At 36.5% G+C, this 25,706-nt stretch carries 20 protein-coding genes and 1 tRNA gene; 14 read left to right on the top strand and 7 right to left on the bottom strand.

Going from position 1 to position 25,706, the window contains the following annotated elements:
- The first annotated feature begins 13 nt into the window (after positions 1–13).
- Genes F1847_RS03810 through era form a run of 6 tightly spaced genes read left to right on the top strand, consistent with a single transcriptional unit; the run spans position 14 to position 5,539 of the window.
- Positions 14–1,732 (top strand): phosphoheptose isomerase, encoded by a 1,719-nt coding sequence (locus tag F1847_RS03810; protein WP_150071773.1) that lies wholly within the window; start codon positions 14–16, stop codon positions 1,730–1,732.
- A gap of 9 nt (positions 1,733–1,741) precedes the next feature.
- Positions 1,742–2,713: a porphobilinogen synthase gene (hemB, locus tag F1847_RS03815; RefSeq protein WP_150071774.1), complete on the top strand. Its 972-nt coding sequence runs from the start codon at positions 1,742–1,744 to the stop codon at positions 2,711–2,713.
- 11 nt (positions 2,714–2,724) lie between these two features.
- On the top strand, positions 2,725–3,486 hold the full coding sequence (locus F1847_RS03820) for a septal ring lytic transglycosylase RlpA family protein (RefSeq protein WP_150071775.1): 762 nt from the start codon (positions 2,725–2,727) through the stop codon (positions 3,484–3,486).
- 12 nt (positions 3,487–3,498) lie between these two features.
- Positions 3,499–4,209 carry a ribonuclease III gene (rnc, locus tag F1847_RS03825; RefSeq protein WP_150071776.1) on the top strand — a complete coding sequence of 237 codons (711 nt, stop codon included), beginning with the start codon at positions 3,499–3,501 and terminating at the stop codon, positions 4,207–4,209.
- A complete protein-coding gene (locus F1847_RS03830) occupies positions 4,202–4,603 on the top strand; it encodes a DUF1284 domain-containing protein (protein ID WP_150071777.1) in 402 nt (133 codons plus the stop codon). Before rnc ends, F1847_RS03830 begins: the two co-directional genes overlap by 8 nt.
- Positions 4,604–5,539 (top strand): GTPase Era, encoded by a 936-nt coding sequence (era, locus tag F1847_RS03835; protein WP_150071778.1) that lies wholly within the window; start codon positions 4,604–4,606, stop codon positions 5,537–5,539. It abuts the gene before it with no gap.
- Positions 5,540–5,608: 69 nt separating this feature from the next.
- Here the strand turns inward: era and F1847_RS03840 are convergent, their stop codons facing one another.
- The 6 genes from F1847_RS03840 to F1847_RS03865 form a co-directional block, all read right to left on the bottom strand.
- Entirely contained in the window at positions 5,609–7,567 is a 1,959-nt protein-coding gene (locus F1847_RS03840; protein WP_150071779.1) for a methyl-accepting chemotaxis protein, read from the bottom strand.
- A 276-nt stretch (positions 7,568–7,843) separates the two neighbouring features.
- The gene (locus tag F1847_RS03845; protein WP_150071780.1) at positions 7,844–8,293 is read right to left on the bottom strand and encodes a Fur family transcriptional regulator; all 450 of its coding nucleotides are present in this window, start codon (positions 8,291–8,293) and stop codon (positions 7,844–7,846) included.
- Positions 8,294–8,318: 25 nt separating this feature from the next.
- A complete protein-coding gene (locus F1847_RS03850; protein ID WP_150072756.1) occupies positions 8,319–8,972 on the bottom strand; it encodes a HesA/MoeB/ThiF family protein in 654 nt (217 codons plus the stop codon).
- Between the two features lie 36 nt (positions 8,973–9,008).
- Positions 9,009–9,230 carry a MoaD/ThiS family protein gene (locus tag F1847_RS03855; RefSeq protein WP_150071781.1) on the bottom strand — a complete coding sequence of 74 codons (222 nt, stop codon included), beginning with the start codon at positions 9,228–9,230 and terminating at the stop codon, positions 9,009–9,011.
- Between the two features lie 20 nt (positions 9,231–9,250).
- Positions 9,251–10,288 (bottom strand): tungsten cofactor oxidoreductase radical SAM maturase, encoded by a 1,038-nt coding sequence (locus tag F1847_RS03860; RefSeq protein ID WP_150071782.1) that lies wholly within the window; start codon positions 10,286–10,288, stop codon positions 9,251–9,253.
- A gap of 85 nt (positions 10,289–10,373) precedes the next feature.
- The gene (locus F1847_RS03865; protein ID WP_150071783.1) at positions 10,374–12,173 is read right to left on the bottom strand and encodes an aldehyde ferredoxin oxidoreductase family protein; all 1,800 of its coding nucleotides are present in this window, start codon (positions 12,171–12,173) and stop codon (positions 10,374–10,376) included.
- A 386-nt stretch (positions 12,174–12,559) separates the two neighbouring features.
- Between F1847_RS03865 and F1847_RS03870 the strand changes: the two genes are divergently transcribed.
- The 8 genes from F1847_RS03870 to secD all read left to right on the top strand — a co-directional run bounded on the left by F1847_RS03870 (position 12,560) and on the right by secD (position 24,739).
- Positions 12,560–12,632: transfer RNA gene (locus F1847_RS03870), tRNA-Glu, on the top strand.
- Positions 12,633–13,034: 402 nt separating this feature from the next.
- Positions 13,035–13,481 carry a DUF3617 family protein gene (locus tag F1847_RS03875; protein WP_168194258.1) on the top strand — a complete coding sequence of 149 codons (447 nt, stop codon included), beginning with the start codon at positions 13,035–13,037 and terminating at the stop codon, positions 13,479–13,481.
- Between the two features lie 3 nt (positions 13,482–13,484).
- Complete coding sequence (locus tag F1847_RS03880; RefSeq protein ID WP_150071785.1) at positions 13,485–15,443, top strand: hypothetical protein; 1,959 nt, start codon at positions 13,485–13,487, stop codon at positions 15,441–15,443.
- 275 nt (positions 15,444–15,718) lie between these two features.
- On the top strand, positions 15,719–18,235 hold the full coding sequence (locus F1847_RS03885; protein ID WP_150071786.1) for a cation-transporting P-type ATPase: 2,517 nt from the start codon (positions 15,719–15,721) through the stop codon (positions 18,233–18,235).
- 324 nt (positions 18,236–18,559) lie between these two features.
- Entirely contained in the window at positions 18,560–19,696 is a 1,137-nt protein-coding gene (chrA, locus tag F1847_RS03890) for a chromate efflux transporter (protein WP_150071787.1), read from the top strand.
- Between the two features lie 324 nt (positions 19,697–20,020).
- Positions 20,021–21,172, top strand: a complete 1,152-nt coding sequence (locus tag F1847_RS09215) for a chordopoxvirus fusion protein (RefSeq protein WP_168194259.1) — start codon at positions 20,021–20,023, stop codon at positions 21,170–21,172.
- Between the two features lie 132 nt (positions 21,173–21,304).
- Complete coding sequence (locus F1847_RS03900; RefSeq protein WP_150071788.1) at positions 21,305–22,138, top strand: metal ABC transporter substrate-binding protein; 834 nt, start codon at positions 21,305–21,307, stop codon at positions 22,136–22,138.
- Positions 22,139–22,156: 18 nt separating this feature from the next.
- Positions 22,157–24,739: a protein translocase subunit SecD gene (gene secD, locus F1847_RS03905; protein ID WP_150071789.1), complete on the top strand. Its 2,583-nt coding sequence runs from the start codon at positions 22,157–22,159 to the stop codon at positions 24,737–24,739.
- Here secD and fmt read toward each other — a convergent pair.
- A complete protein-coding gene (gene fmt, locus F1847_RS03910) occupies positions 24,732–25,664 on the bottom strand; it encodes a methionyl-tRNA formyltransferase (protein WP_150071790.1) in 933 nt (310 codons plus the stop codon). The genes secD and fmt overlap by 8 nt on opposite strands.
- Positions 25,665–25,706 lie beyond the last annotated feature (42 nt).

Raw genomic sequence — 25,706 nt, forward strand, 5'->3', positions numbered from 1 at the left:
AAAGGAGCTTTACATGTCTCAACCTCCGAAGATTGCCAAAACTTATCGAGATTTTGGACATATCAAACGTCCAAGGAATTTTTCTAACGAGCAAAAACAAGAAATTTTGCAAAGATTGTTTCAAAAGGACCCTTCACTTTTTAGTTCTGACCCTAAGGTTCAAGAAAAAATAAAAAGACGTTTAGACTGGGTAGATGGAGTAATTTCTATTCTTTCCAAAATAAAAGATTACCAGGCTTTTGCTGAAGAGGTAAAGACTGAGTTTTCTCATGTAGTTTGGTGTGGGATGGGAGGGTCTTCTCTTTTTCCGTGGGTATTAGCTCAGATGTTTGGCTCTCAACCAGGATATCCTCAGTTTTGGGTGCTTGACACCAACGACCCAGAGGTAATCTCCCAAATAGAAAGTTTACCTTTAGATAAGACCTTGTTTTTTATCGTATCTAAATCAGGGACAACGTTAGAAACCCTTTCTCATTTAAAGTATTTTTGGCAAAAATTAGAAGGTCTGGTCTCTAATCCCGGAGCTCAATTTGTGGCTTTAACCGATGAGGGGTCGCCTCTGGAATCGCAGGCTAAAGAACTTGGCTTCAGAAAGGTCTTTTTTCATCCTCCTTTTATAGGTGGGCGATATGCAGCCCTTTCAGAAATTGGGTTTTTACCGGCTGCTTTGATGGGACTTGATTTAAACAAAGCTTTAAGTTATGCCCAGAAGATGTATGAAGCTTGTAATGCTGACATTCCCTGGGGATATAATTTAGCTGCTACTTTATCTGAGTTTTTGGTAGAAGCCTATATTCAGGGTCAAGACAAAATTTCTTTTATCACCGATCCCTTACTTAAGCCTTTTGTCTTATGGTTGGAGCAGCTTATCGCTGAAAGTTTAGGAAAGAACTATACTGGTTTAGTCCCTATCGTAGGTGAATCCCCGGGATCTCCTACGGTTTACGGAAATGATAGAACTTTTATTTATCTTGCGCTTAAGGGAAGAGAAAAGATTTATCAAAGGTTGGTTTCAGACCTTACAGAAGAGGGATTTAGGGTAAAAACCTATGTGCTTGATGAACGATATGAAATTTTTGCAGAGGCTTTTAGATGGATGGTAGCTATAGCTCTTTGTGGTTATTTTCTTACTTTAAACCCGTTTGATGAACCGGATGTCGTCCTTACTAAGGAGAAAACTAAAACCTTTTTACAAAAATTTAAGCAAGAAAAAGATTTTGGTATAGAGCTTTATTTAGACGAGTCTACAGGAATTAGTTTTTATTATGAAGACACCATCTCTATAGAGTTTCCTAAGTTTTCAGCACTGCTTAAGAAGTTCTTTAAGGACTTTTCCCCTTGGAATTATGTAGGGTTTTTAGCTTATCTTCCTCCAACCTCTGAAGTTGAAGACCTTTTTAGGGATTTTAGGACCCTTGTTCGTGAAAAGAAAAATTGTAGCACTGTTTTTGGTTTCGGTCCGAGATATCTTCATTCTACCGGACAGATGCATAAAGGAGGACCTATTCTTTCAAGGTTTATGTTGTTTACCAGAAAGGGTAGAAAGGCTAACCAGGTAATTCCTGAAGAGGGTTATACTTTCTGGGATCAACAGTTTGCCCAAGCTTGTGCAGATTTTAAAGCCTTGGTAGAAAGAAAAAAACCGGTAATACTTATTCATCTTACAGAAAACTATAAAGAAGACTTAAAGACTTTTTATAATTTATTGGAGAAGGCTTTAAATTTTGAATAGGGGGAATACATGTTTTTTCCGGAATATAGACCAAGAAGGCTTAGAAAAAATGAAAACATTAGGTCTTTGGTCCGAGAAACAGTTCTTACGGTAAACGATTTAATTTATCCGCTTTTTGTATGTGAAGGTAAAGGCATAAAACAAGAAGTAAAATCTATGCCTGAGGTTTATCGGTTTTCGATAGATAAACTTATCGAAGAGGTAAAAGAGGTAGTAGACCTTGGGATCAAAGCGGTCCTTCTTTTTGGTATTCCTGAAAAGAAGGACGAGATAGGTAGTTCAGCCTATGCTAAGGATGGGATTATTCAAAAGGCTTTACGGGCATTAAAAGAAAAATTTCCTGAGCTTGTAGTGATTACAGATGTGTGTTTGTGTGAGTACACTTCCCATGGACATTGCGGAATTATTAAAAATCATACAGTAGAAAATGATGCCACCTTAGAACAGCTTGCTAAGATAGCCGTTTCTCATGCTAAAGCAGGGGCTGATGTAGTTGCTCCTTCAGACATGATGGATGGAAGGGTAGGAAGGATAAGGGAGGCCCTTGATGAAGCAGGATTTTCAGAGGTAGCCATCATGAGTTATGCGGTTAAGTATTGTTCTGCTTTTTATGGTCCCTTTAGAGAAGCTGCTGATTCTGCTCCCAAGTTTGGAGACCGTAGGTCATATCAGATGGACCCTGCTAACCTTAGAGAAGCCTTGAGAGAGGCTTATTTAGACGTACAAGAAGGGGCTGATATTTTGATGGTTAAACCTGCTATGCCTTATTTAGATGTAATAAGGGCAATAAGAGAAGAGTTTAATCATCCATTGGCCGCCTATCAGGTTAGTGGAGAGTACGCTATGATAAAAGCTGCTTCTAAGTTAGGATGGCTTGATGAAGAGAAAACCATGTTTGAAAGTCTTATAGCTATAAAGAGGGCAGGGGCAGACCTTATTATTACCTATTTTGCTAAAAAGGTGGCTCAGGCTTTAGCTTAAGAGAATAGATTATGAGAAAAAGATGGTTTTGGTTTTTAGGTTTTTGTTTCTTTTTAATAGGTTGTGCCAAACCTCCTAAGCCATTAGATTTTTCTCAAGAATACACTTTCTCAGGCCCTTCTTTAAATATTCCTGGATGGCTAAAACCTTATACCATTAACGGGAAAACTTATTATCCTTTGCCTTCTGCTAAGGGATATGAAGAAATTTGCATTGCCTCTTGGTATGGCCCAGGATTTCATGGTGCTTTTGCTGCAAGTGGTGAGGTTTATAACATGTATGAATATACAGCAGCTCACAAACTTCTTCCTATGGGAACCTATCTTTTGGTTACTAATTTAGAAAACGGGAAGCAAGTAGTAGTAAGGGTTAATGATAGAGGTCCCTTTGTTGGTGATAGGTGTCTTGACCTCAGTTATGTAGCAGCCAAAGAGTTAGATATTATAGGAAAAGGAACGGCTAAGGTAAAAATAGTAGCTCTAGGTGAGGGAGAAATTAAAGATAGTCAGATGGTTTATACTCATATCCCCAATTTTTATAAGGGTGAATTTTATCTTCAAGTAGGGTCTTTTAGACACAAAGAAAATGCTTTGCAATATAAAAGACAGTTAGAAAAAGAATTTTCTAAGGTTGAAATAGAACCTTTTATTAAAGGAGATTGTATATTTTATAGGGTTCAAATTTTTTTAAGCGATGATTTAAATCAGGCCCTTTCGCTTTATCAAAACCTAAAAAAACAAAGATTTAAGGGCGCTTTTTTGGTTGCTCGCTGATAGTATTAATCTATGGAAAAAGATTTGGAAGAATTAGAAAAACTCATAGAATTTAGGTTTCAAAACAAAGAACTTTTAAGGACAGCCCTAACCCACAGGTCTTATAAAATAAGTCATAAAGAACTTGCTTTAGAGGACAACGAAAGGCTTGAATTTTTAGGAGATGCTGTGTTAAACCTTTGTATTTCTCAGCTGATTTTTCAAAAATATCAAGAAGACCAAGAAGGGGTTCTTACTAAGAAAAGGGCATACCTTGTTTGCAAAAACACTTTGATAAAGGTTGCTAAGAAACTAAACCTTTTAGATTATTTATATTTAGGAAAAAGAGAGGAAAAGCTTGATCCAAAAAGTAAGGAAAACATTGCTGCTCGGGCTTTAGAGGCACTTATTGGGGCTATTTTTTTAGAAGGTGGCCTTGAAGTGGCTTGTGAGTGTGTTAAGACATGGTTTAAACCTTATCTTGCAAAGTTTCCAAAAATTGTAGGATATGATTATAAGACAGAACTCCAAGAGTTTTTACAAAGTAAATACCACGAAAGACCAGAATATGAGGTAGTCTCTATAAGTGGACCCCCTCATAATCCTAAATTCGAAGTAGTGGTAAAACTGAAAGACCAAATCCTTGGAAGAGCCAAAGGTCCTTCCAAAAAAGAAGCAGAAAATTTGGCAGCTAAAAAGGCGTTAAAACAACTAAAATCTGAAGAAAAGAAAGAACATGAATAACAGCTTGCATCTTAGAGGACATCATTTAATCTGTTTACAGTTTTATAAAGGTTTAGGCTACGATGCATCTTTTGTAAAGAACCTAAATAGGGTAGTTAAAGCTTGGGAGAAAACGCCGGCGCTTATCGTAGAAGGACCTGATATGGTTTGTAAATCCTGCCCTTACCTTGAGGGAGAAAAATGCGCGCTTAGTGATAAAATAGACCAAAAGGACTTATTAGCTTTAAATCTTCTAAAGGTGCAGTTAGGTGTTTTAATAGAAAAACAAACAGTAAAAAACAAACTTTATGAAATATGGGAAGTTTGGAAAGAAAAAGCTTGTAAAGATTGTTTATGGAATGAAGTTTGTTCAGAAGAGGTAAAAACCAAAACTAAACATAAGAGGAGTTTTTAAATGAGTGATAAAACCAAAGAAATTAAGGAGATAAAAGCTATACCCAAAATCAAATCAGGTTTTGTAGCTCTCATAGGTTTTCCTAATGTAGGTAAATCTACGTTGTTAAACCAAATGATAGGTACCAAGATTTCTATCGTAAGTCCTAAACCTCAAACTACCAGGTTTAACATTAGAGGGGTCCTTACTAAAGACCACTATCAAATAGTGTTCATAGACACGCCAGGGATTCATGATGCTAAATCTCTTTTTAACAAAATGATGGTAGAAGAAGCTTTAAATGCTTTAGAAGAGGTAGACATCATTTTATGGGTGGTTGATGTGACCCACAGACTGCCTGAAGAGGAGAAACTTTTAGACTTAATAAAAAAAGCAAATAAACCCACTATTTTAGTTTTAAATAAGATAGACCTTATCAAAAAAAGTGAGCTTTTACCGATGATAGACTACTTTTCTAAGCTTCATGATTTTAAAGCTATAATTCCGGTTTCTGCTCTAAAAAACGACGGAGTTGACAGGATAATTAATGAACTGGTTGAATTGCTACCAGAAGGTCCTTTTTACTACGAACCAGACAGGGTTACAGATTTACCACTTAGTCTCTTGATAGCTGAAATTATTAGAGAAAAAATCTTTCAACATACCTATCAAGAAATACCTTATAGCACTGCGGTGAAAGTAGAAGAAATAAGAGAGGATAAAGAAAGAAACTTTCTTTATATTCAAGCTACCATTTTTATAGAAAGAGATTCTCAAAAAGGAATTATCATAGGAAAAAAAGGACAGATGTTAAAAAAAATAGGAACTCTTGCCAGAGAGGAATTAGAGTTCCTTTTAGGAAAAAAGATATATTTGGATCTATGGGTTAAAGCCTTAAAAGACTGGCGAGAAAAAGAATCTCATATAAGAAACTTAGCTATACCTTTTAAAGATTAACTCTTTTAGGATAAACTTTGAGGCTCGAGATAAACTAAACCCCAAGCCTCATTCTTAAAGAATAGCTATTTAACCTTTTTTAAGTTCAGAAAGATAAATTTCTTCCATTTTATTAAGAAATTCCCTTATTTTCTGTGAATTTTGTTCTAACTCTTTTTCTAAGGTTTTTACTTTTTCGAATTGACCAGATTCGTAGGCTAAAACAGTTTCTTTACTCAAAAGATGGCATTTTTTATGTATCTCTTCGAATTCTTTAAACACCGGTAGGTTTCTAAATTTTGCACCCTCTTCTCCATAATACCACTTACCTATGCCACAATCCTGATAGTTAGCTATAAGTTCAGGGTTCAATTTATCCCATCCCTTTAAGTGAGCTTTAACCCTTAAAAACATCCTTTCATGGTCACCTATAAAGATATCAAAGAGAGCCTCTTTAAGTTTTTGCGTAACCACCGAGGTAGCGGTATGTCTTAAATCAGAAGAAATTAAGATGAGTTGATAGATCGATTGACCTAATTGTTCTACAAAATGATCTACTTCAGAGGCAATTTTAGCTACTTTTTCTACATTTTGGCTAATTTCTTCGCTGGCAACAGACTGTTGTTCTGTGGCTGCGGCGATTTGAGAGATAGCGTCTTTTACCTGTTGAGAAGAGGTTACGATTTGGGTTAAAACCTGTTTTACTTTTTCTAAAGAGGATAAGGCTGTTTCTACTTCTTTAGCGGTGCTTTCCATGTTGGTAAAGGCCTGGTGTGTTTCCTGTTGGATGTTGCTTATTTTTTCGGCGATTTCTTGGGTGGCTTTTAAGGTTCTGTCTGCTAACTTTCTTATCTCGTCTGCTACCACAGCAAAACCTTTACCGTGTTCTCCAGCTCGAGCAGCTTCGATCGTTGCATTAAGAGCAAGAAGGTTTGTTTGGTCTGCTATGTCTTTTATAAGTTGAACTATGTAACCAATTTCTCCTGCTCTTTGATTTAGACTGTTTATGACTTGTTTTAAAGCAAGGGTTTCTTGGTTAGCCTTTAAAACAACTCTTCCTGCTTCTTCCGAGATGTTTTGGCCTTCAAAGGCAATCTCTATGTTTTTAGAGGCTAAATCTGAAACCGAGTTAGCATTTTTAGCAATATCTCCGATGGTTGCGGTCATTTCCTCTATAGCTGCTGCAATTTGAGAGGCTTGGGACGTTAGTTCTTTTGAACTTTCAAAGGTTTTGTCTACGTATTGGAAGTTTTTATCTGTGGCTTCAGCTAAACGATGAGAGTAAGAAAGAGACTTTTCGTTTAGTTCTATAAAAGAGTTAAGCAACTTTTGAATGCTTCTTGCCACCCTTCCTGTAATGTCCTTAAAGTCTGAATAAGGTACCTTTACCGTCAAATCCCCTTCAGCCATTTTTTGTAATATCAAGGCTAATTGGTCTAATGGTTTGTGGGATATTATATAGGCAAAATAAACAGCTAAAAAACCACCTATAATACCTAAAAAACCAAACACTCCATAAACTATTTGAGTTTTGGTGATAAGAGAAAAAATTTCGTTGTAAGGTAGGCTTATTACTAAAGCCCCTAAAACCTCTCCTTCGTTTACTTTATGACACCCTAAGCATCTATTTTCAGCTTTAATTGGATAGATCCCTTGTAGAGTATGGTTTTCTTTGCGAAATACTTCTTTACCGCCTAAAACAGCCTCTTTTTCTACAGAAGATAATTCTAACGATACATTTTTGTCTGCTCCAAACTGGCTTTCCACCTTAGGTCCTCTTAAAACTTTAACATTACCTAAAGAAGAAAGATAATAATTTCTTAGGTCTTTATAATTAGGATTTACCATATCTTTTACCAGAGATTCTTTTACAGCTTTAGCATAATGCGGTAAACTTTTAGTTTTAGCATGATAAAGGTTTATATAGTAAAGACTGTAGGAAGTAACAAAAACGGTTGCAGTTATACCTATAAAAAGCACCAATACTAAAGGAATAGTAAGTTTCCACCTTAGCCTTAAATTTTTATTAAGATTGCTGAACATACCCATTTACATTCCCCTCCTAAATTAAGCTAGTTATAAATTAGAATATGTTTATATTCTATATTTAAAATTTTATAAAAGTCAAGAGATAGACTGGGGGAGTTAGTAAGATTTTTAATTATTATTATATTACTTCTCTTTTCCCTGTTTTTTTGAGAAAGGGAAAAGGCTTCTTGAGGAGATCATTCCTATGTTGTTAGAGGATGACAAGAAAAAAAGGTTAAAAAGTTTTTAAAGAAGAGCGCTTATTAGAGCCAAGAAAAAAATATCTGATTGAGAATTCTAAACTTTTTGACAGTCTTTGCAGAGTCCGTAGGCTTGGATTTCTAAGGTATCTACCATAAAACCAAATTCTTTTTTTATTTTTTCAGTTAGTTCTTTTAAGGTTTGATATTCTTCAGAAGGGGTATAGTTAAAAATTTTACCGCAGTTTTTACAAATAAGATGGTGATGGTCTCTTTCCTCAGGTTTTATAAATTCAAACCGGGCTTTACCCTCTTGAAAATCTAATTTTTTAACCAATCCCAATTGGGTAAGAAGTTCTAAGGTTCGGTAAACAGTAGCCAATCCTATACCAGGTAAAACTTCTTTAAGTTTCCAAAAGATTTCTTCGGCGGTTAGATGTCCTTCAGTTTGACTAAGAAGTTCTATCAAGGCTTCTCTTGCCTGGGTTTTCCTAACACCACACTCTTTAAAACCATGTTTTTTCCAGCACCATCTACCATATCTCATGTTTTTCTATTTAAACAGATGTTTTTTAAAAATGCAACTCTATTTTGTGATATTCTTGATTAAGTAAATCTACGTAGAGAAGTTTTTTTGAAAGAATTTCTCCTCGTTTTAAGCTTATTTTTACCACCTCGCTAACTTGAATTCCTGCTATCACAGCTGGAGAAAAAGAGGGTGTTCCTAATTCTTTTTCTATACCATTAGAACGGTTTTTATAGATTATAGATAAAGTTTTATCTCCGGGTAAAACGGTAGTAACTTGGCCATACCAACCAGCTATTGCTCCATGAATGAGAGGTATTTTTAGGTCTTCACATGTTCTTTCGAGAAGAATCTTGTGGGGTATGCTATCAAGGGCGTCTACCACCATCTCGTGCCCTGCGAGTATTTCTTTTGCGTTGTTTTCTTCTATCTTAGTTAAGACTGGATTTACTGATACCTCAGGGTTGACCGCTAAAATTCGTTCTTTAGCAACTAAGGCTTTTTTCTTTCCGATGGTATTAACATCACTAAAAAGCTGTCTGTTGAGGTTGGTTTCTTCAAAGACTTCATCGTCAACTACGGTTATAAAACCTATACCCAGTCTTGCAAGCATTTCAACTACATAACCTCCAAGACCTCCACATCCAGCCACTAAAACTTTAGTATCTTTTAGCTTTTTTTGTTCTTCTAAAGAAAGCATCTTAAGGTTTCTTAAATATCTTTTTTCTATCAAGGTTTATCCTCCCCCTACCGGTGGAAAAATAGCTATTACATCACCATCAGAGAGAGGTTCATCTAAGGATTTATCTCTTCCGTTTACCAAAAATATAGATACCTGCTTTTCTGGGATGTTAAGCGCGTTAAGGATATATCTTCCGTTTATACCTTCAAAGAACTCAAAATCTATTTCATTTTTTCTACCTTCTCTTAAGGTTGCAAAAAGTTTTACTTTTATCATGTTTTTCCCTCCTCCCAAATTTAGGGACATATAGCAAACCCTCTGCTCCACAGACAATCTCCACAAGAAGGCATAAGGGCATAACAATCACATTCCGAGGTTTTTACCAATTCACAGCCGTCTATCAAGTCGCAGTCAATACAAGAGGGATATCTATTAGCATAGATACGGTAACGGAAGTCTTGATATGAGGAGGTATTAAAAATTTCTATTAAGCTTTTTTCTCTTAAATCTCCAAAAGAGTGCTTGAAGACCTCTTTTTTTCTTCCAAAAATATATTCTACCATAGAATGAGAAAATCTGTAACAGGGATAAACCTTCCCGTCTGCTCCCACGACCAGAGCTTTTTCTTCTATAAAAGGACAGAACCTTTCGGTTTTTAGTTCTACCTTAGGAATAACTAATTTTAATCCCTTTTTTAAAGCATAAAGTTTTACCTTTTCTAATAAACTTTTAAGTTTTTGATTGTTATATTTTTTATATAAAATCTTGTTTTTATTAACCTCTGTTTGAGGTACAAGCTGGGAGATGATAAGCTGGTCGGCTTTTATCTCGGCACAGATCTCTACCATCTTAAGCAGTTCTTTCTGGTTTTCTTTAGATAAGACAAACTCAACCGATAAAAAAGGGAGCTCAGATTTGAGTTTTTGTTTGATATTGTTTAAAGCTTTTAGATTGTTTAAAACTTCGTTTAAAGGATAACCTCTTATCTTTTCATAGGTTTTAAAACTTCCATCGATAGAGACTACTACTTTGCTAATTTTGGTAGCAACCATTTCTAAAAGTTCGTTTTTAAGAAGGGTTCCGTTTGTGGTTAAGGTAAGGTTAAATCGTGAAAAGAGGTTTAAAGTTTCTTTTATGTAAGGATAAAAAAGAGGTTCTCCTATGCCACCTAAAACTATTTCTTTTAAATTCAAGCCTTTTGTTTCTTGATAGATTTTTTCTAAAAGAGAAAAATCCAGGTCCTGTAAGGTTTCTTGCCATCCCTGACGATAACATATTTTGCAGGTAAGATTGCATTTACTGGTAAGTTCTAAATAAAGCTTTTCAAAACTCAATAGCAACCCCCATTAAAATATTCATAAAAAAGGGCTTCGGAAAATTTCCGAAGCCCTCTTGGTTTGAGATAGGTTTTTTAAAACTTTAGATTTCTAATCTTTTTAAAGTTTCTTCTTTAGGATAGCCTTTTTCATCCCAACCTCTTACTTCATAGTACTTAGGCAGAAGTTCTGAAAGCTTATGGACTGCACCTTTGGATGGTCCTTCAGGTATAGGTTCTTCAAGAAGTCTCTTAGGAAGGGTATCTTGAGATGGGTCTATACCTGCTTTTAAGTTGAAGAGTCTTTCTAAGTTGTTTATTCTTTCTCCGGCAGTAAGTAAGGTTTCTTCTGTATAGTCTGTACCACAAACAGCGTTTATCAAGTCTACATAATCTTTAAGGCCTAAAGCAAAAGAAGTAAACAGACACATCCCAAGGGAATCGATCACCGCGGTAAGGTCTTGGAATAGTTTAGCCCATTCAGCCTTATTTTCAAGAGAAAATCTGTCAAGCTTTTGAGGAATACCCAAGATTTCAGCAGAGATAAGATATCCTCTAACATGACAACCACCTCTGTTAGCAGTAGCATAAACCAAACCATGGCCTTGTACGCCTCTTGGATCGTAGGCAGGAAGTTCTAGTTTTTTAACACTCATGGAAAGTTCTGCAACTCCATAGGCTTCACACAGCCTATAAGAACCTTCTGCCAGTTTATCTCCTAACCCTTCTCTTTTTCCTATTTTAATCGTCCAACCTACTATAGCCTCAGGGTCTCCAAACTTAAGGGATAATCCATCTTTAGCTATCTCTTCATCTTTGATATATCCTTTTTGATAGAGCTCCATCGCTGCTGCTATGGTAGCTCCTGTAGAGATGGTGTCTAACCCGTACTGGTTGCACCAGTAATTAGCCTCAGCAATAGCGTTTAGGTCGTATACCTCACAGTCTGCTCCGTAAGACCACACGGTTTCATATTCAGGTCCACCCACTTCTTTTCCATCTTTTAATCTAACTATTCTCCCGCAGGCTATAGGACATCTGAAACAAGCATGTTTTTTGGTTAGAATGGTTTTTGCCATGGTTTCACCGCTTATATTATCAGCTTCAGGGGTATAGGCTTTTTGGAAGTTCGCTACCGGAAAGATACCATGTTCGTTAATGATGTTTACCAAAATGGCTGTTCCGTATGCCGGTAAGCCTTCTCCAGTAACAGGGTTTTCACGGATAATCTTTATCTTACTTGCTACCACATCTTTTACCTTTTGTTCATCAGCTACAGAAACTCCCTTGGTTCCTTTGGCTACGATAGCTTTTACGTTTTTAGAACCCATCACAGCACCAACCCCAGACCTTCCGGCTGCCCTGTCATAATCGTTCATAACCGCAGCAATTTTTACCAGCTTTTCTCCTGCAGGACCGATAGCAAGAACCTTGGCTTTGTCTCCGTATTCTTGTTTTAAAAAGTCGGTGGTTTCATAAACCAACTTTCCCCAAAGATGTGAAGCATCTTTTATCTCAACTTTGTCGTCCTCAATAGCAATGTAAACCGGTTTAGGGGCTTTACCTTCAAGTATTATCATATCATAACCAGCCATCTTAAGCTCAGCCCCAAAAAATCCTCCTGAGTTAGAACAAGCGATGGCTCCTGTAAGAGGGGATTTGGTAATCACCATATACCTTCCACCTGTAGGAACAGAGGTCCCTGTAAGAGGTCCGGTAGCCACGATAAGCTTATTTTCAGGGCTAAAAGGATCTACCTTAGGGTCTATTTCTTCAAAGAGATACTTACTGGCAAGCCCCCTTCCTCCAACATATTTCTTAGCCCATTCGGTATTTAGGTCTTCTACCTTGATCTCTTGATTTGTCAAATCAATCCTTAAGATTTTACCTGCATATCCGTACATAAGTTCACCTCCTTAAAATGTTTGTAATTACTTACTTGTTTTATATAATAAACTGTACAAAAAGTCAAGACTGATTTTTTTAGTTAAAGGTTTTAAAGATATCAATGTCTTCTCTTTTATCTAATAAAAAAATTTTTTTGAAGGTTTATTTTTTTTTAAAACGTTATTAGAAAGTCAAAGGAAGTTTTTTCTTCAACCAAGCTTGAATTAAGCAAAAGAGGTATATCTTTGTAATTTGTGATTTTAATATTATCGAACAAGGAAACTACCTCTTTATTTTTGAGCCGAGAGATAGAGCTTCATAATATTTTTTAAACAACCCTTACTAAATTTACTTGACAAAAGATAGAAACCATTTATATTTTTAAACATTAAAGTTTCAAAAAGCCCCCATCGTCTAGTGGACTAGGATACTGGCCTCTCACGCCAGAGACACGGGTTCGAATCCCGTTGGGGGCGCTCTAAAAGTTGTCAAGTTAGTCCCCTTGCACAACCCTGGTCGGCTGCGGTGCAGCTCTAAGCGCTTGATCTGAACTATATGAAGATATAGAACGCGCTGTCGCTTACTCCTCGTGATTGGCTTATTTATGAGCGCAATATCTTTGACTGACTGCACGCCGAGGTGCAAGACCATCGACTTTAGCCGATAGACTTCAAGTAGTCTTTTATTCAAGTCTTCTGTTTAAATTTTACAATTTTATAAAATTATAAAATTATAAAATTTAATTAAAAAATTTAAAAAATAAAGAAAAACCCAAGAAAAGAAGACCTAATTAGGTCTAAAGGGATTTGACTTTTTTTGGGAAAGTTTCTTAAACTAAAATTAGATGAAAAAATTAAAAAATTATGAGGGGTTATCTTATGAAAAAGTTGTTTTTGTTCTTTATTTTGTTTTTAGGACTTTGGGGAACAGCCTGTAGTAAAAAGGAAGTTAGTAAGAGTTCAGGTATAGACTTAAAAGAAGGAAAATGGGAAATAACGGTTAGCATGGAGTCTTCTTCATACCCTGGAAAACTTCCTAATCAGGTCTATACCCAATGTATTACTAAAGATGAGGCTATCCCTATCCAAGGGCAAGCTATGTCCTCTTCAAACCAGAACTGTGTTTATAAGCAAAAGGAGGTGAAAGGAAACAGTATTTCTTGGATTATGGAATGTAAAGAGGAGGGAGAAACAATCGTTAACCAGGGTTCTATGGTTTACAAAGGAGACCAGTTTGATGGACGTGTAATCGTTAAAAGTAAAGATACTGAGTTTGTTCAAACCATGCAAGGTAAATGGGTAGGTAAATGTGAGGATAGGAGGTAAATCATGAAAAAAAGTTTATTATTTTTAAGTTGCTTAATTTTTTTGGGTTTGGTGGTCCAACCTCTGAGGGTTCAATCTTTTCAGACTTTACAGAAACAGACTTTACAAAAAGTTAGTCAACCAGTTCAACTTCAATGGATAGCTCCTAAAAAAGCTGTTTTAGGACATACAGACCCTATACCTTCTGAAGCGGTAAAGATTTCTAAGCTTAATTTGGAATTAAAACCAGGAGAAACCTTAGAGTTTTATGTTCCTTTGCAAAAAGGAGGGACAGAGGTCTCAGTTAAATTTGTTCCTGAAAAACTTACGATACAAAAACCTTTGCTTAAAAAGGTACCTATATCAGACCCTAAAAAGGTAGAAGAGGTTTTACAAACTTTAGTTTATGAGCAAAATAAAGAGACAAAAACCAAGGACCTTTCTTTTATTCTTTTACTTAAAAACAACTTAGGGGTACAAAAAGTTTTTTATCCGGTAGAAGGATTAAGCAGTAGGTACAAGTTTTGGTTAAAAGTAGGGAGTGAGTTTTCAGGGTTTACACAGGCAAAAGGTATTTTGAAAAATGAAAGTTCTCATATACTCAAAGGAACGGTTTATGTTTCTTCTACCGACCATGCTAAAAAGATGGCTTATCAGCTGCAAAAACAACAAACTGAGATAGAGGAAGCCATCGAAAACGCTAAAAATCCCGAAATGTTGTGGATAGTGTCTCAACTACTTAAGAGGCATATAAAAGGTTATCCAGGTGGCAAGTCAGAGTTTGAAGAAAGCTTGGCTAAAAACCTATCAGGCTTAAAGGTTCCGCAGTCTTTAGTAGTAAACGTTTCTGAAACCCTTACTAAATATGAGCATAAATTAGAAAGAAGGATCGTTAACCGAGAAGTATTAAAAATAGGGGAAACCCAACCGGTTAAAAGAGAAACTATAAACAAGTTTTTGAGGTTAGAAAAAATAGATAAAAAATCTTCCTTAGAAGGATTAGAAGGGAAAGTTGACAGAATACCTACCGATGGACCAAGGATACATATAATCTATCCTAACGGTGATGATACTTGGGAAGAGGGAAAAACTTATAACATAAGATGGGAAAGTGCTAACTATCAGCAACAGGTTAAACTGATTTTAAAGTGGCAAGGAGGTCAGTATGTGATAGGAAATATTCCTAATACAGGAAGTTATCTGCTAACCTTACCTAAGCTAAGTAATCAAAAGGAACTTCCAATATGGGTCGGTGTTTTTTCTATAGATGAAAAAATTGGAGATTGGAGTGATAAAAGTTTGGTGGTTAAAAAGTTTGGGGCAAACGAGAAGTATAAAATTAGATTATTAGGGATTATGTCCCATCGTTGTGCCGATGACGAAGGTTGGGAAAGAGGATGTGATGGAGAAGAACCTTATGTTTTGTGGACAGCCTTTGGCCCAAACTATGAGACATACGGAAGGACTGATGAAGGGAAGGGGGTAGAAAAGGGAGATTCTTGGCTTTTTTCTCAAGATGTAAACGTCTATGGAGGAGGTTCAAACAAAACGCAGGCTATAGAAGTAAATTCTCCGCTTATTTTTGTATACATGGTTTTAGAAAAGGATTCTGGTTCACCCAGCAGGGATGAAATAGTTAATGCTACAGTAGGAGCTCTTTCCTTGGCTAAAGCCATTTATGATAAAAAATGGGATGAAGCCATCAAAAACGTAGGGGCTGTTTGGGATACTATAGTAATCTTTCAAAAGATAGCGGCAAAAAGTGATGACCTTTATCCTCCTTATCTCTCTTATTTTGACCATCAAACCTTGCTTCAGATTACCACAGGAAACGGCAATCCACCTCCTTTAGATAGAGCTTTAGTCTCCTCTATTGGAAACTACGACCACCTGTCTATAAGAAAAGCAGACATATATAACGACCCTATCAATCAACGAGGCCTTCAATGGAGCGTGATTTATATGGTAATAAGAGAAGAATAGACTTTATAAACCAAAAGCCCAAAAAATAAGCTTAAATTGCTCTCTAATTTCTTTAAACGAGATTAGAGAGCAATTTTTTGTAGAATAGGCAACATGTTTTAATACCTCAAATAATTGTAGTGTCTAAAAAAGGATTGTTATATTTATACAACGGATCAATTTGAGAGGAATTTTAAGGGGAAGTGAAACAGAGAGAATACTTTGGATTTTTTGCCTAAAAGAGTATAATACGATATAATCTTTACAACAAAAGAATTTCTGAGATCAAAGAGATGATGCATCAACTTACCGTAGATGAGGCTTTGCAAAGGCTTTCTGCTTCAGTTGGTGGTCTCTCTCAGGATGAAGTAAAAAGAAGGTTGCAATTTTATGGTCCCAACGAGTTAAAGGAAGAAAAAGAAAACAAGCTTAAGGTTTTTATCAGGCAGTTTACCAGTCCCTTCATCTTGATCTTAATTTGTGCCGGGTTTTTAGCTTTTTTTCTTGGAGACCTAAAAGATGCCATAGTTATCTTTGGTTTGGTTTTGGCTAACGGCTTGATAGGCTTCTATCAAGAGTTAAAGGCTCTTGCTTCCGTTGAGGCTTTGAGGAAGCTTGCTCAGGCTAAGGTAAGAGTTTTAAGGGATGGCAGAGAAGTAGAGGTGGATGTAAGGGAGCTTGTACCTGGAGATGTAGTTTTGCTTGGAGAAGGGGATGTTGTGCCAGCTGATCTAAGACTAATCTCTGCTACAGGCTTGATGGTAGATGAGGCTCTGCTTACCGGAGAGTCTATCCCTGCAGAGAAAATAGCCCAAGTAGTTCTTAAAGAGGATACCCCAATCCATGCAAGAAAAAACCTTGTCTTCAAGGGAACAACGGTTGTTAAGGGGAAAGCCATCGCTCTGGTGTATGCTACTGGAGAAAATACCGAAGTGGGGAAGATTGCTAAGAAGATGCAGGAAAAGTCGCCTGAGAGCCCACTCATTAAGGCTCTCGGCGCTTTAGGTAAAAGGTGGGTCATTATTCTTGTTTTTCTTCTCTCTGTACTCGTTCTAATTGGTATTCACCAGGGAAGGGAAGCCAAAACTATCGTATTTTTTGCCATAGCTCAGCTTGTGTCTGCTGTGCCTGAGGGGTTTCCAATTGTGGTTACCATAACGCTGGTTATAGGAGCCATAAGGCTTTCTCGAGAGAATGTCTTAGCAAAGTACCTTCCTTCGGTTGAAACCTTAGGTAGTGCTACCTTCATATGTTCTGATAAAACCGGAACTATCACTACAGGGAAGCTTAAGGTTGCTGACTATGTAACCATTGATGAAGAAAAATTCATCTTAGCTTGTGCCCTTTGCAACGATGCTGAGCTTGTAGATGGTGAGGGAAAGGGCGATCCATTGGAAGTGAGCCTTCTTGAATGGTTAAAGGACAAAGAGGTTGACTACAGAGTCTTAAGAGAAGAATACCCAAGAGTCTGGGAAGAGCCTTTTGACACGAAAAAGCGGTTCATGGCTACTGCGGTAATAGCCAAAGAAGGGGGGATAGATTTCTACATCAAGGGTTCTTTTGAGAGCCTTTCTAAGATGTGCGAAGGTGAATGTCCAACAGAATTTTTTGCCATTCATGATAGTCTTGCAAAAAAGGGATTAAGGGTTTTAGCCTTTGGCTATGCAAGACTAAAGGACGTACCGAAAAACGTTGATGAAATAAGATTTCAGATCTTAGGCCTAATGGGTTTTCTTGACCCACCAAAGGAAGGGGTAAAGGAGGCTATCCTTCAAGCAAAAAAGGCTGGCATAAAGGTTATAATGATAACCGGTGACAATTTACTCACCGCAAGAGCAGTAGCGGAGATGGTGAGTCTTCATTCTAAAAATGACCTCACGATAGAGGGGAAAGATCTCGCTAAGTATAATGATGATGAGCTCTATGAGGTCCTAAAAAGGGTCTCAGTAGTTGCTCGGGCCGTACCTGATGACAAATACCGTATTGTAAAGGTGCTTCAGTCAAAGAAGGAAATCGTAGTGGTTACCGGTGATGGTGTAAACGATGTGCCAGCCCTCAAGGTGGCTGACCTTGGCATAGCTATGGGTTCGGGTTCTCAAGCGGCAAAGGATGCCGCAAAGATGATCATCACCGACAACAACCTTGCGATAATAGTTAATGCCATCAAGCGAGGGAGGCTCATTGCTAAAAATATATCTAAAGTCATAAGATATCTTTTTTCTACCAGTGTCTTTGAGGTGTTATACAACTCTTTAGCCATTATCATGGGCTTGCCCTTGCCGCTTTACGCCACGCAAATACTCTGGATAAACCTTGTAACCGATGGGGCTCAAGATAAAGCCTATCCCTTCACTAAGTATGAAGGGGAACCCATGAAGGAAAAGCCTAAGAAACCGGAGAAAGTTTTCTTAGGTAAAGAACAGATGTTCAAAATAGTCTACAATGGTTTATTTATGGCTTTTTCTCATTTCTTTTTGTTCAAATATCTTGTGAATATTTATCCCTACGAAGTTGCTCTGACTATAAGCTTTACCTCAGCAGCAGTTACTCAGTGGGCTGTTGGTATCCAAGAGATTGGCGAGAAGCCTTTCTTTAAAAATCCAGTCCAGTACATGCAACTAAATCCCTACATATACTTGGGAGTCCTCATAGGTGGCTTGCTTCAGCTTATGGCTATCTATGCGATTCCTCACTATTTTCACGCTGTAATCCTTGGTATTAGAGAGCTCCTTTATGTGATGTTCATTCCAGTTTTGACTTTTATAGCCATTGAGATTAGAAAGTGGTTTTTCTTGAGACATGACTTGAAGTGAGGCTAAGATTAGCTAAGTTTAAGCTTGAAGCGTTTATTATCGTGTCTCGCGAAAGAATGTGTTGTGCAATTGTTCCATCCTCTGTAAGATCGTTTTGAAAACGATTATTCCACTTTTAAGGTTTACCAGCAGATAAACAAAAGAAACGGAAACCTCTGGGAAATAATTTTGGAATTTTCAGATGAAGAAGTTAAACGAAAGGCAAAGAAAAGTTTTAGAGAAGCTTGTAAAATCTGGAATTATTAATATGATTAACTCTAAGTAAATATTTTAGGGTATTTCTTACGATTAATGTTTAATCTTTAAAGGTATAATTTAAACAAAATGAAACCTATTAGAATAAGAGACTTATTTTTCTCTTTTTTAAAACTTGGGCTTACTGCTTTTGGTGGTCCTGCGATGGTTGCCTACATCCAGGACTTAGCTGTAGATAAAAAGAAATGGCTTGATGAAAAAACCTTTCAGGAAGGAGTTGCCCTTGCTCAGGCTATTCCAGGTGCAACTGCTATGCAAGTTGTAGCTTATGTTGGATTTAAAACCAGAGGAAATATAGGTGGGCTTGTTAGTTTTATATCTTTTGGACTTCCCGCTTTTCTGCTTATGCTTTTTTTATCCTATGTTTATACCAAAACTTATAACCTTCCAGAGGTTATCTCTATTTTTGCTGGTCTACAAGCAATAGTTGTTGCTATTGTTGCTAATGCTTTTTTAAGTTTTGCAAAACCTGTAATTAAATCAGTAGGTAAGATAATCGTAGCTATTTTTTCTTTTTTGCTTTTTCTTTTTAAAATTAGTCCTTTCCTGATAATTATAGCTTGTTTTCTTCTTTCTCAAATAATTTTTAAAGACACTCCTGACCATAAATTCCAAAACTCAAAAAAGTTTAATTTTGTAGGCATTTTTATTTTAATCCTATTTATAGGATTAATTTTTCTTTATTTCTTGGACAAATTTCTTTTCAAACTTTCTTTGATTATGATGAAAATAGATCTTTTTGCCTTTGGAGGAGGATACGCCTCTGTACCTTTGATGTTACATGAAATTGTAGATAGACTACATTGGCTTGATAGTAAAACCTTTATGGATGGAATTGCCCTTGGACAGATAACCCCAGGACCTATCGTCATTACAGCAACCTTTGTAGGATACTTAATAAGAGGTTTTTTAGGTGCTATAGTAGCCACAATTTCAGTTTTTATCCCTTCTTTTATAATAATGGCTTTTGCTTCTGAAATTTCTGAAAAAATAAGAAATTCAAAAATCTTTTTAAGAGCAAAAAAAGGGCTTTTAGCCTCTTTTTCGGGTTTACTTCTTTTTGCAACTTTTAAATTTATTATTTTAGTAGAGTGGAATTTTTTAAAACTAACGATAGCCTTAGGGAGTTTTTTAGCTCTTTATAAAAAAATAAATATTTTTTATGTAGTTCTCATTGGTGCGATTATTTCGTCTATTATTTTTTAAAATATCTATAGTTTTGGTAGTTCTTTCAAGATCAAGTATAATAACCTCTCAGTTGACCCTTTTCTTAGGAGATATCTTTACCACCTCAAGTATAAGATTTTCCAAGATATTTTTTAAGTAGCTTGTTGAGCGTCTTATGAAACAAGGTTAAAAATTCTTCTAAAGAATGAAAAGGTAGGTAATTTTTTGTGTTAATCTTTAGGGAAGCTCCTATGCCCTTTTCTATTCCTCAAAACTTTACATAACTAATGAGACAATATTGTTAAAGACTTGATAAGTTTTTAGGTTGTGATTAAAATTATTTTTATAAATTAGGAGAGAAATATGCAAGTAATACCGATAGACCTTTACGAAACTTTGGAAGAGTTAGACCCTAAAACAAAAGCCGCTTTTATACGATTGGTTAAATTTTTGGGAGAAATGGTTAGAAGAGAGGATTTTCTTGAACTTAAAAATGAGGTAAGAAACCTTACAAAAGCTGTAACAGAATTAGCGGAGGCTCAGAAGAGGACCGAGGAGAGACTAAATGAGTTAGCGGAAGCTCAGAAGAGGACCGAGGAGAGACTAAATGAGTTAGCGGAAGCTCAGAAGAGGACCGAGGAGAGACTAAATGAGTTAGCGGAAGCTCAGAAGAGGACCGAGGAGAGACTAAATGAGTTAGCGGAGGCTCAGAAGAGGACCGAGGAGAGACTAAATGAGTTAGTGGAAGCTCAGAAGAGGACCGAGGAGAGACTAAATGAGTTAGCGGAGGCTCAAAAGAGGACTGAGGAGAGAGTAAATGAATTAGCAGAAAAAGTAAATGAGTTAGCGGAAGCTCAAAAGAGGACTGAGGAGAGACTAAATGAGTTAGCGGAGGCTCAAAAGAGGACTGAGGAGAGAGTAAATGAATTAGCAGAAAAAGTAAATGAGTTAGCGGAAGCTCAAAAGAGGACTGAGGAGAGAGTAAATGGATTAGCAGAAAAAGTAAATGAGTTAGCAGAGGCTCAGAAGAGGACTGAGGAAGAATTGAAAAGTCTTTCCCAAATCGTAGCAGAGCTTGTGGTATCTCATAAAAAGCTGGCAGAGGCTCATAAAATCACAAGGGAACAACTCGGTGGTTTAGCACACACCGTAGGGTATGTTTTAGAAAACGAAGCGTATAAATACCTTCCTAAACTACTTAAAAGGGATTTTAACGTTGAAGTTGAAGGAAGGATCATAAGAGACTATATAGAGGTTTTACCCAATAAATATGAAGAAATAAATATTTTAGGTAGGGGCAAACTTGGGGAAGAACCTGTAGTTATTATAGGTGAGGCCAAGGCGCAGCTTAAAAAATCTGATATAGACCAATTTATCAAGCGAGTGCAAAGGTTAGAAAAGTTTTTCCCAGAGAAAAAAGTGTTGGTCCTGGTTACCCATCAAACTTCTCCTCAAGTTAGAAATTATGCCGAGACCAAAGGACTAAAAATCTATTTTTCCTATGAATTTGATTAGATAACTTTTCATGAAAACTCTTTGGTTACGTTTATAAATTTAAACTCACAATATTAATAGTATCTTCTAAAAATTGACATAGAAAACTAACGTGTTATCTTTAAAACGATAAATAAGCTTAGGGAGAAGTTTATGAAAGTCCTTAAAATTTTATGTGTTTTATTAATTTTTATTTTTTTGGGAAATAATAAAGTCTTAGCCCTTAATCTTGTGGTTTCAAACTCAGCTTTAGAAAAAATCGTAAAAGAAATAGTTTCTACCAAGCATCAAGTTATTACCTTACAATCTGAAAACAAAGATTTTCATAGTTTTGAGCCTACTCCTTCTCAATGGAACTTTATTAGAAGGGCAGACTTGGTGATTATCGTAGGTACAGAACATTGGGCTATGAAAACCTATCAAATAAGGGCTAATAAACCTTTACTAACTTTAGCGCAAGGACAAACCAGGTTTAAAGACCCGCATTTGTGGTTTGATTTAAGCAGGGTTAAGGCGCTCGTTTCAAATTTGGTTAATTTTTTAGAGACAAGAGACCCTTTTAACCGAGATTTTTATCATGAAAGGTTGCAGCTGTTTTTGCACAATCTTGTTAAATTAGAAGAAAAGGCTAAAAGCTTAAGAAATTGCAGGTATAAAGAGGTCTATATTTTAGGACATCCTGTGTTTGGATATCTATTAGAGCCTTACGGAATAAAAGAAAAAACCCTTATTAAGGGACATCACAAAGAAGGGGAGCCTAGCGTAAAACTTCTTACAGAGATATTACAAAATGTAGAAAAAAGGCATCCTAAGGTTGTTTTTTTAACCGACCCGGAGTTTGAACGCTATGTTTCTTGGTTTAAAAATAAAGGAGTAGAGGTGATAAAACTTTGGTCTGGAGGAACCTATAGGTTTCAAGGTAGCTTTATAGAACTTTTAGACTATAATCTAAGTTGGTTTAGTTATGCCTTAGGCTGTGGAAAATAAGACATCAGGAGGTAAAGGTTGTCTCTAAAACTCAAGTTAAAAATCCTTTTTCTTCTTTTTTTGATAGGATTTGCCGGTCTCTTACTTTTACCTACTTTTGTGCCTAACCTTCCTCCTTGGTTCAAAAAATACGTCTATCGAGGAGAGCTTAAGCTTGGACTTGATTTAAAAGGTGGGGTCCATCTGGTTTTACAGCCTGACATGGATAAAGCTATGCAAAACCAATTTGAAAACTATATTCAAGACATTAAAGCTCAACTAAATAAATTAGTTTCCTCTACCTACGACGTATCGATAGATAGACTCAGCGCTGTTTTTAAGTTTAAAGACCAAAAAGATGTGGTGGCTTTTAAGGAAGAGGTTCTAAAGGGTTTTAAAGAGATAACCATAGCCAAAGAATACCAAGAAGGTAGCGTCTTTTTAGTTGAGGTAACCTTATCTAAGACACAGATTGATTATATAAAAGAAAACCTTTTAACCCAGGTTTTAGAAGTAATAAGAAACAGGGTAGACCAGTTTGGGGTTTCAGAGGCGGTTATCACCAAACAAGGGAAAGACAAGATAGTCGTTCAGCTACCAGGGCTTAGAGACCCAGAAAGAGCTATAAATATTATAGGACAAACCGCTCAACTTGAGTTTAGGTTGGTAGACGAAGAGACGATGCAAAGGCTTGATTTAGAAGTTTTGGTTAGGTCTTTGGTAGAATCAGGTAAAATTTCTCTGGATGCCCCAATAGAAGAATGGAGAAAAGTCCTTTCTTCTTATATACCTCAAGATTCTCAATTTTATTTTGTGGTTGAAAAAGATAGGGAAACCGGAAAGGTTATCAAAAAGCCTATCGTGCTAAAAAAAGAGGTCATGCTAACAGGAACTTATTTAAAAACCGCCCAGGTAAGGATTAATCCGCAGAATAACGAGCCTTATGTATGGATCCAGTTTGATTCAAGAGGAGCAAAGATATTTGAACTTATTACTGCAGAAAATGTAGGCAGGCGTTTAGCGATTGTGCTTGACGAAGTGGTTCGGTCAGCTCCGGTAATTAAAGAAAAAATTTCAGGGGGAGAGGCCCAAATTACCGGAAGTTTTTCTATGCAAGAAGCCTCTGACCTGGCTTTAGTTTTAAGGGCAGGGGCTTTACCAGCTCCGGTAAAGATTTTACAAAATATTACTATAGGTCCTTCCTTAGGTGCTGACTCTATCAAAAAAGGTATAATAGCAGGATTGATAGGAGCAACTGCGGTTATCGTCTTTACCTCTATTTATTATAAAATATCAGGGGTAATCGCGGTTATTGCTTTGGTGTTAAACGTTTATTTTCTTTTAGCCCTGCTTTCTGCTTTCCAAGCTACCCTTACTCTTCCAGGAATTGCAGGTATTATCCTTAGCATAGGTATGGGGGTTGATTCAAACGTACTTATTTTTGAAAGGATAAGAGAAGAATTAAGAACAGGAAGAACAGAGTTTTCTGCGATTTTTCAAGGATATTCTAGAACTTTTGTGACTATTTTTGACGCCCATGTAACCGTCCTTATCACCTCTTTAATCCTTTTTATCTTTGGCACCGGTCCTATCAGAGGGTTTGCAGTGACTTTATCTATCTCTATTTTAGTAAATCTTTTTACCGCTATCTTTGTAACCAAGATTTTTTACGAATATCTTTATGAAAAAGGTAAAGAATTTAAGGTAAAGTTTTTTGAATTAATCAAAAATCCAAACTTTAATTTTATGAAGTTTAAGAAACCTTTTGCTATTTTATCTTTAATCCTTTCTTTGATTGGATGTTTGGGGATGGTGCAGGCGTTTTTAGGTAAAGCCAATTTGGGCATTGATTTTACAGGAGGAACGATAATCTATCTTTCCAGTGAAAAAACCCCTAACTTAGAATTATTAAGAAAAACCCTCGAAGAAAATGGAATAAAAGATTTTATGCTCCAGGACATAAAAAAGGAAAACATGGTGCTTCTTAAGGTAAAAAGTAGTAAGGAAAGTCTTACAGATGAAGTAAATTATATTCTTTCAGTTTTAAATAAAAATTTACCGGATTATAAATTTAGTGTGGTTGCCAAAGAGGAGATAGGGTCTACCATAAGTAAGGAATTAAAACACAAAGCCGCTTTAGCCATTTTAGGCTCACTTTTAGGTATTATCGTTTATTTAGCCTTTAGGTTTAACGTTTATTTTGGTATAGCTGCAGGTTTAGCGACTTTACACGATGTTTTAGTAACTTTTGCTTTGTTTTATCTTTTAGGAAAAGAAATCAACCTACTTTTTATTACAGCCCTTCTTACCTTGGCAGGTTATTCTTTAACCGACACGGTGGTAATTTTTGACCGTATCAGAGAAAACTTGCAAAAATACAGTTTTGCTAACTTTGATCAGCTTATCAACAAGAGTATTAACGATGTATTTTCTCGAACGATAATCACAGTGCTTACTACTCTTTTTGGGTCTTTGAGCCTTCTTTTGTTTGGAGGGGTCGTGATAAGAGATTTTGCTTTAGCTTTAACCATAGGTTTTATCGTTGGAACCTACAGTTCTATTTTCTTAGCTTCGCCTTTATTACAGGTGTTACATAAAGGAAAACTTCCGCAATTTAAATAAGGAGGTCTCCAGGTTTAAACCTTCTGCCGCAGGCAAACTCAAACCCAGACATCTTTTTTTTTCCTTCTGGCTGGACTTCTATCAACAGAATAGCTCCTTCTGAGGTTGCCACCAAAAGCCCTTCTTGGTTTATTCTTAGAATTTTCCCTGGGATTTCCTTTTCGGAAGGTTGGGCTTTCGCCTGGTAAACCTTAAAGATTTTTCCCTGGATATAGGTATAGGCTGTAGGCCATGGGATAAAGGCTTTTACCTTTCTTTCTATAAGCCAGGCAGGGTCTTCGAAGGTAAAAAATCCGTCCTCTTTTTTCAGCAAAGGTGCATAAGAAACCCCTTCATCAGGCTGAGGAGTAGGTTTTAATAAACCTTTTTTATGTAGTTCTATGGCTTCTAAGATAGCTTCTTTTCCAAGTTGGCTAAGCTTTTGGGATAAGGTTAAGGCGTTATCCTCTGGATTTATAGGTATTTTTTTTTGTAAAAGGATAGGACCGGTGTCTAAGCCTTCATCCATAAGCATGATGGTTATCCCTGTCTCTTTTTCTCCTTCTAAAATAGCCCAGTTGATAGGAGAAGCCCCTCTATACTTAGGTAATAAAGAAGCATGTATGTTCCAGCATCCAAACTTAGGGACCTCTAAGACTTCCTTAGGTAAAATCTTCCCATAAGCGCAAACTACGATAAGCTCTGGAGATAAGTCTTTTAAAGCCTTTAAAAACTCTTCGTTTCCTTTTATCTTTGGAGGGTCTAATACATAAAGCCCTTTTCCTAAAGCCCAACTTTTTACCGCACAGGGTAAGGTTTTTAATCCTCTTCCTTGGGGCTTGTCTGGTTGGGTAACTACTGCAAGAACTTTTTCTTTCTCATAAAGACCCTCAAGAGGATGGATGGCAAACTCTGGACTTCCAAAATAAACGATACGATACCTCATTTTTTCTCCCTTTCTATTAAAAATCTTTTATAGGATCATCAA

The sequence above is a fragment of the Thermodesulfobacterium sp. TA1 genome (assembly GCF_008630935.1).
Taxonomy (GTDB): domain Bacteria; phylum Desulfobacterota; class Thermodesulfobacteria; order Thermodesulfobacteriales; family Thermodesulfobacteriaceae; genus Thermodesulfobacterium.

Coding starts and splice junctions, on each gene's coding strand:
- F1847_RS03830 (WP_150071777.1), top strand. CDS start 4,202: ATGAATAACAGCTTGCATCTTAGAGGACATCATTTAATCTGTTTACAG.
- fmt (WP_150071790.1), bottom strand. CDS start 25,664: ATGAGGTATCGTATCGTTTATTTTGGAAGTCCAGAGTTTGCCATCCAT.
- F1847_RS09215 (WP_168194259.1), top strand. CDS start 20,021: ATGCAAGTAATACCGATAGACCTTTACGAAACTTTGGAAGAGTTAGAC.
- F1847_RS03900 (WP_150071788.1), top strand. CDS start 21,305: ATGAAAGTCCTTAAAATTTTATGTGTTTTATTAATTTTTATTTTTTTG.
- era (WP_150071778.1), top strand. CDS start 4,604: ATGAGTGATAAAACCAAAGAAATTAAGGAGATAAAAGCTATACCCAAA.
- F1847_RS03850 (WP_150072756.1), bottom strand. CDS start 8,972: ATGCTTTCTTTAGAAGAACAAAAAAAGCTAAAAGATACTAAAGTTTTA.
- F1847_RS03845 (WP_150071780.1), bottom strand. CDS start 8,293: ATGAGATATGGTAGATGGTGCTGGAAAAAACATGGTTTTAAAGAGTGT.
- F1847_RS03875 (WP_168194258.1), top strand. CDS start 13,035: ATGAAAAAGTTGTTTTTGTTCTTTATTTTGTTTTTAGGACTTTGGGGA.
- F1847_RS03855 (WP_150071781.1), bottom strand. CDS start 9,230: ATGATAAAAGTAAAACTTTTTGCAACCTTAAGAGAAGGTAGAAAAAAT.
- F1847_RS03865 (WP_150071783.1), bottom strand. CDS start 12,173: ATGTACGGATATGCAGGTAAAATCTTAAGGATTGATTTGACAAATCAA.
- F1847_RS03810 (WP_150071773.1), top strand. CDS start 14: ATGTCTCAACCTCCGAAGATTGCCAAAACTTATCGAGATTTTGGACAT.
- F1847_RS03880 (WP_150071785.1), top strand. CDS start 13,485: ATGAAAAAAAGTTTATTATTTTTAAGTTGCTTAATTTTTTTGGGTTTG.
- chrA (WP_150071787.1), top strand. CDS start 18,560: ATGAAACCTATTAGAATAAGAGACTTATTTTTCTCTTTTTTAAAACTT.
- hemB (WP_150071774.1), top strand. CDS start 1,742: ATGTTTTTTCCGGAATATAGACCAAGAAGGCTTAGAAAAAATGAAAAC.
- F1847_RS03840 (WP_150071779.1), bottom strand. CDS start 7,567: ATGGGTATGTTCAGCAATCTTAATAAAAATTTAAGGCTAAGGTGGAAA.
- F1847_RS03885 (WP_150071786.1), top strand. CDS start 15,719: ATGCATCAACTTACCGTAGATGAGGCTTTGCAAAGGCTTTCTGCTTCA.
- F1847_RS03820 (WP_150071775.1), top strand. CDS start 2,725: ATGAGAAAAAGATGGTTTTGGTTTTTAGGTTTTTGTTTCTTTTTAATA.
- rnc (WP_150071776.1), top strand. CDS start 3,499: ATGGAAAAAGATTTGGAAGAATTAGAAAAACTCATAGAATTTAGGTTT.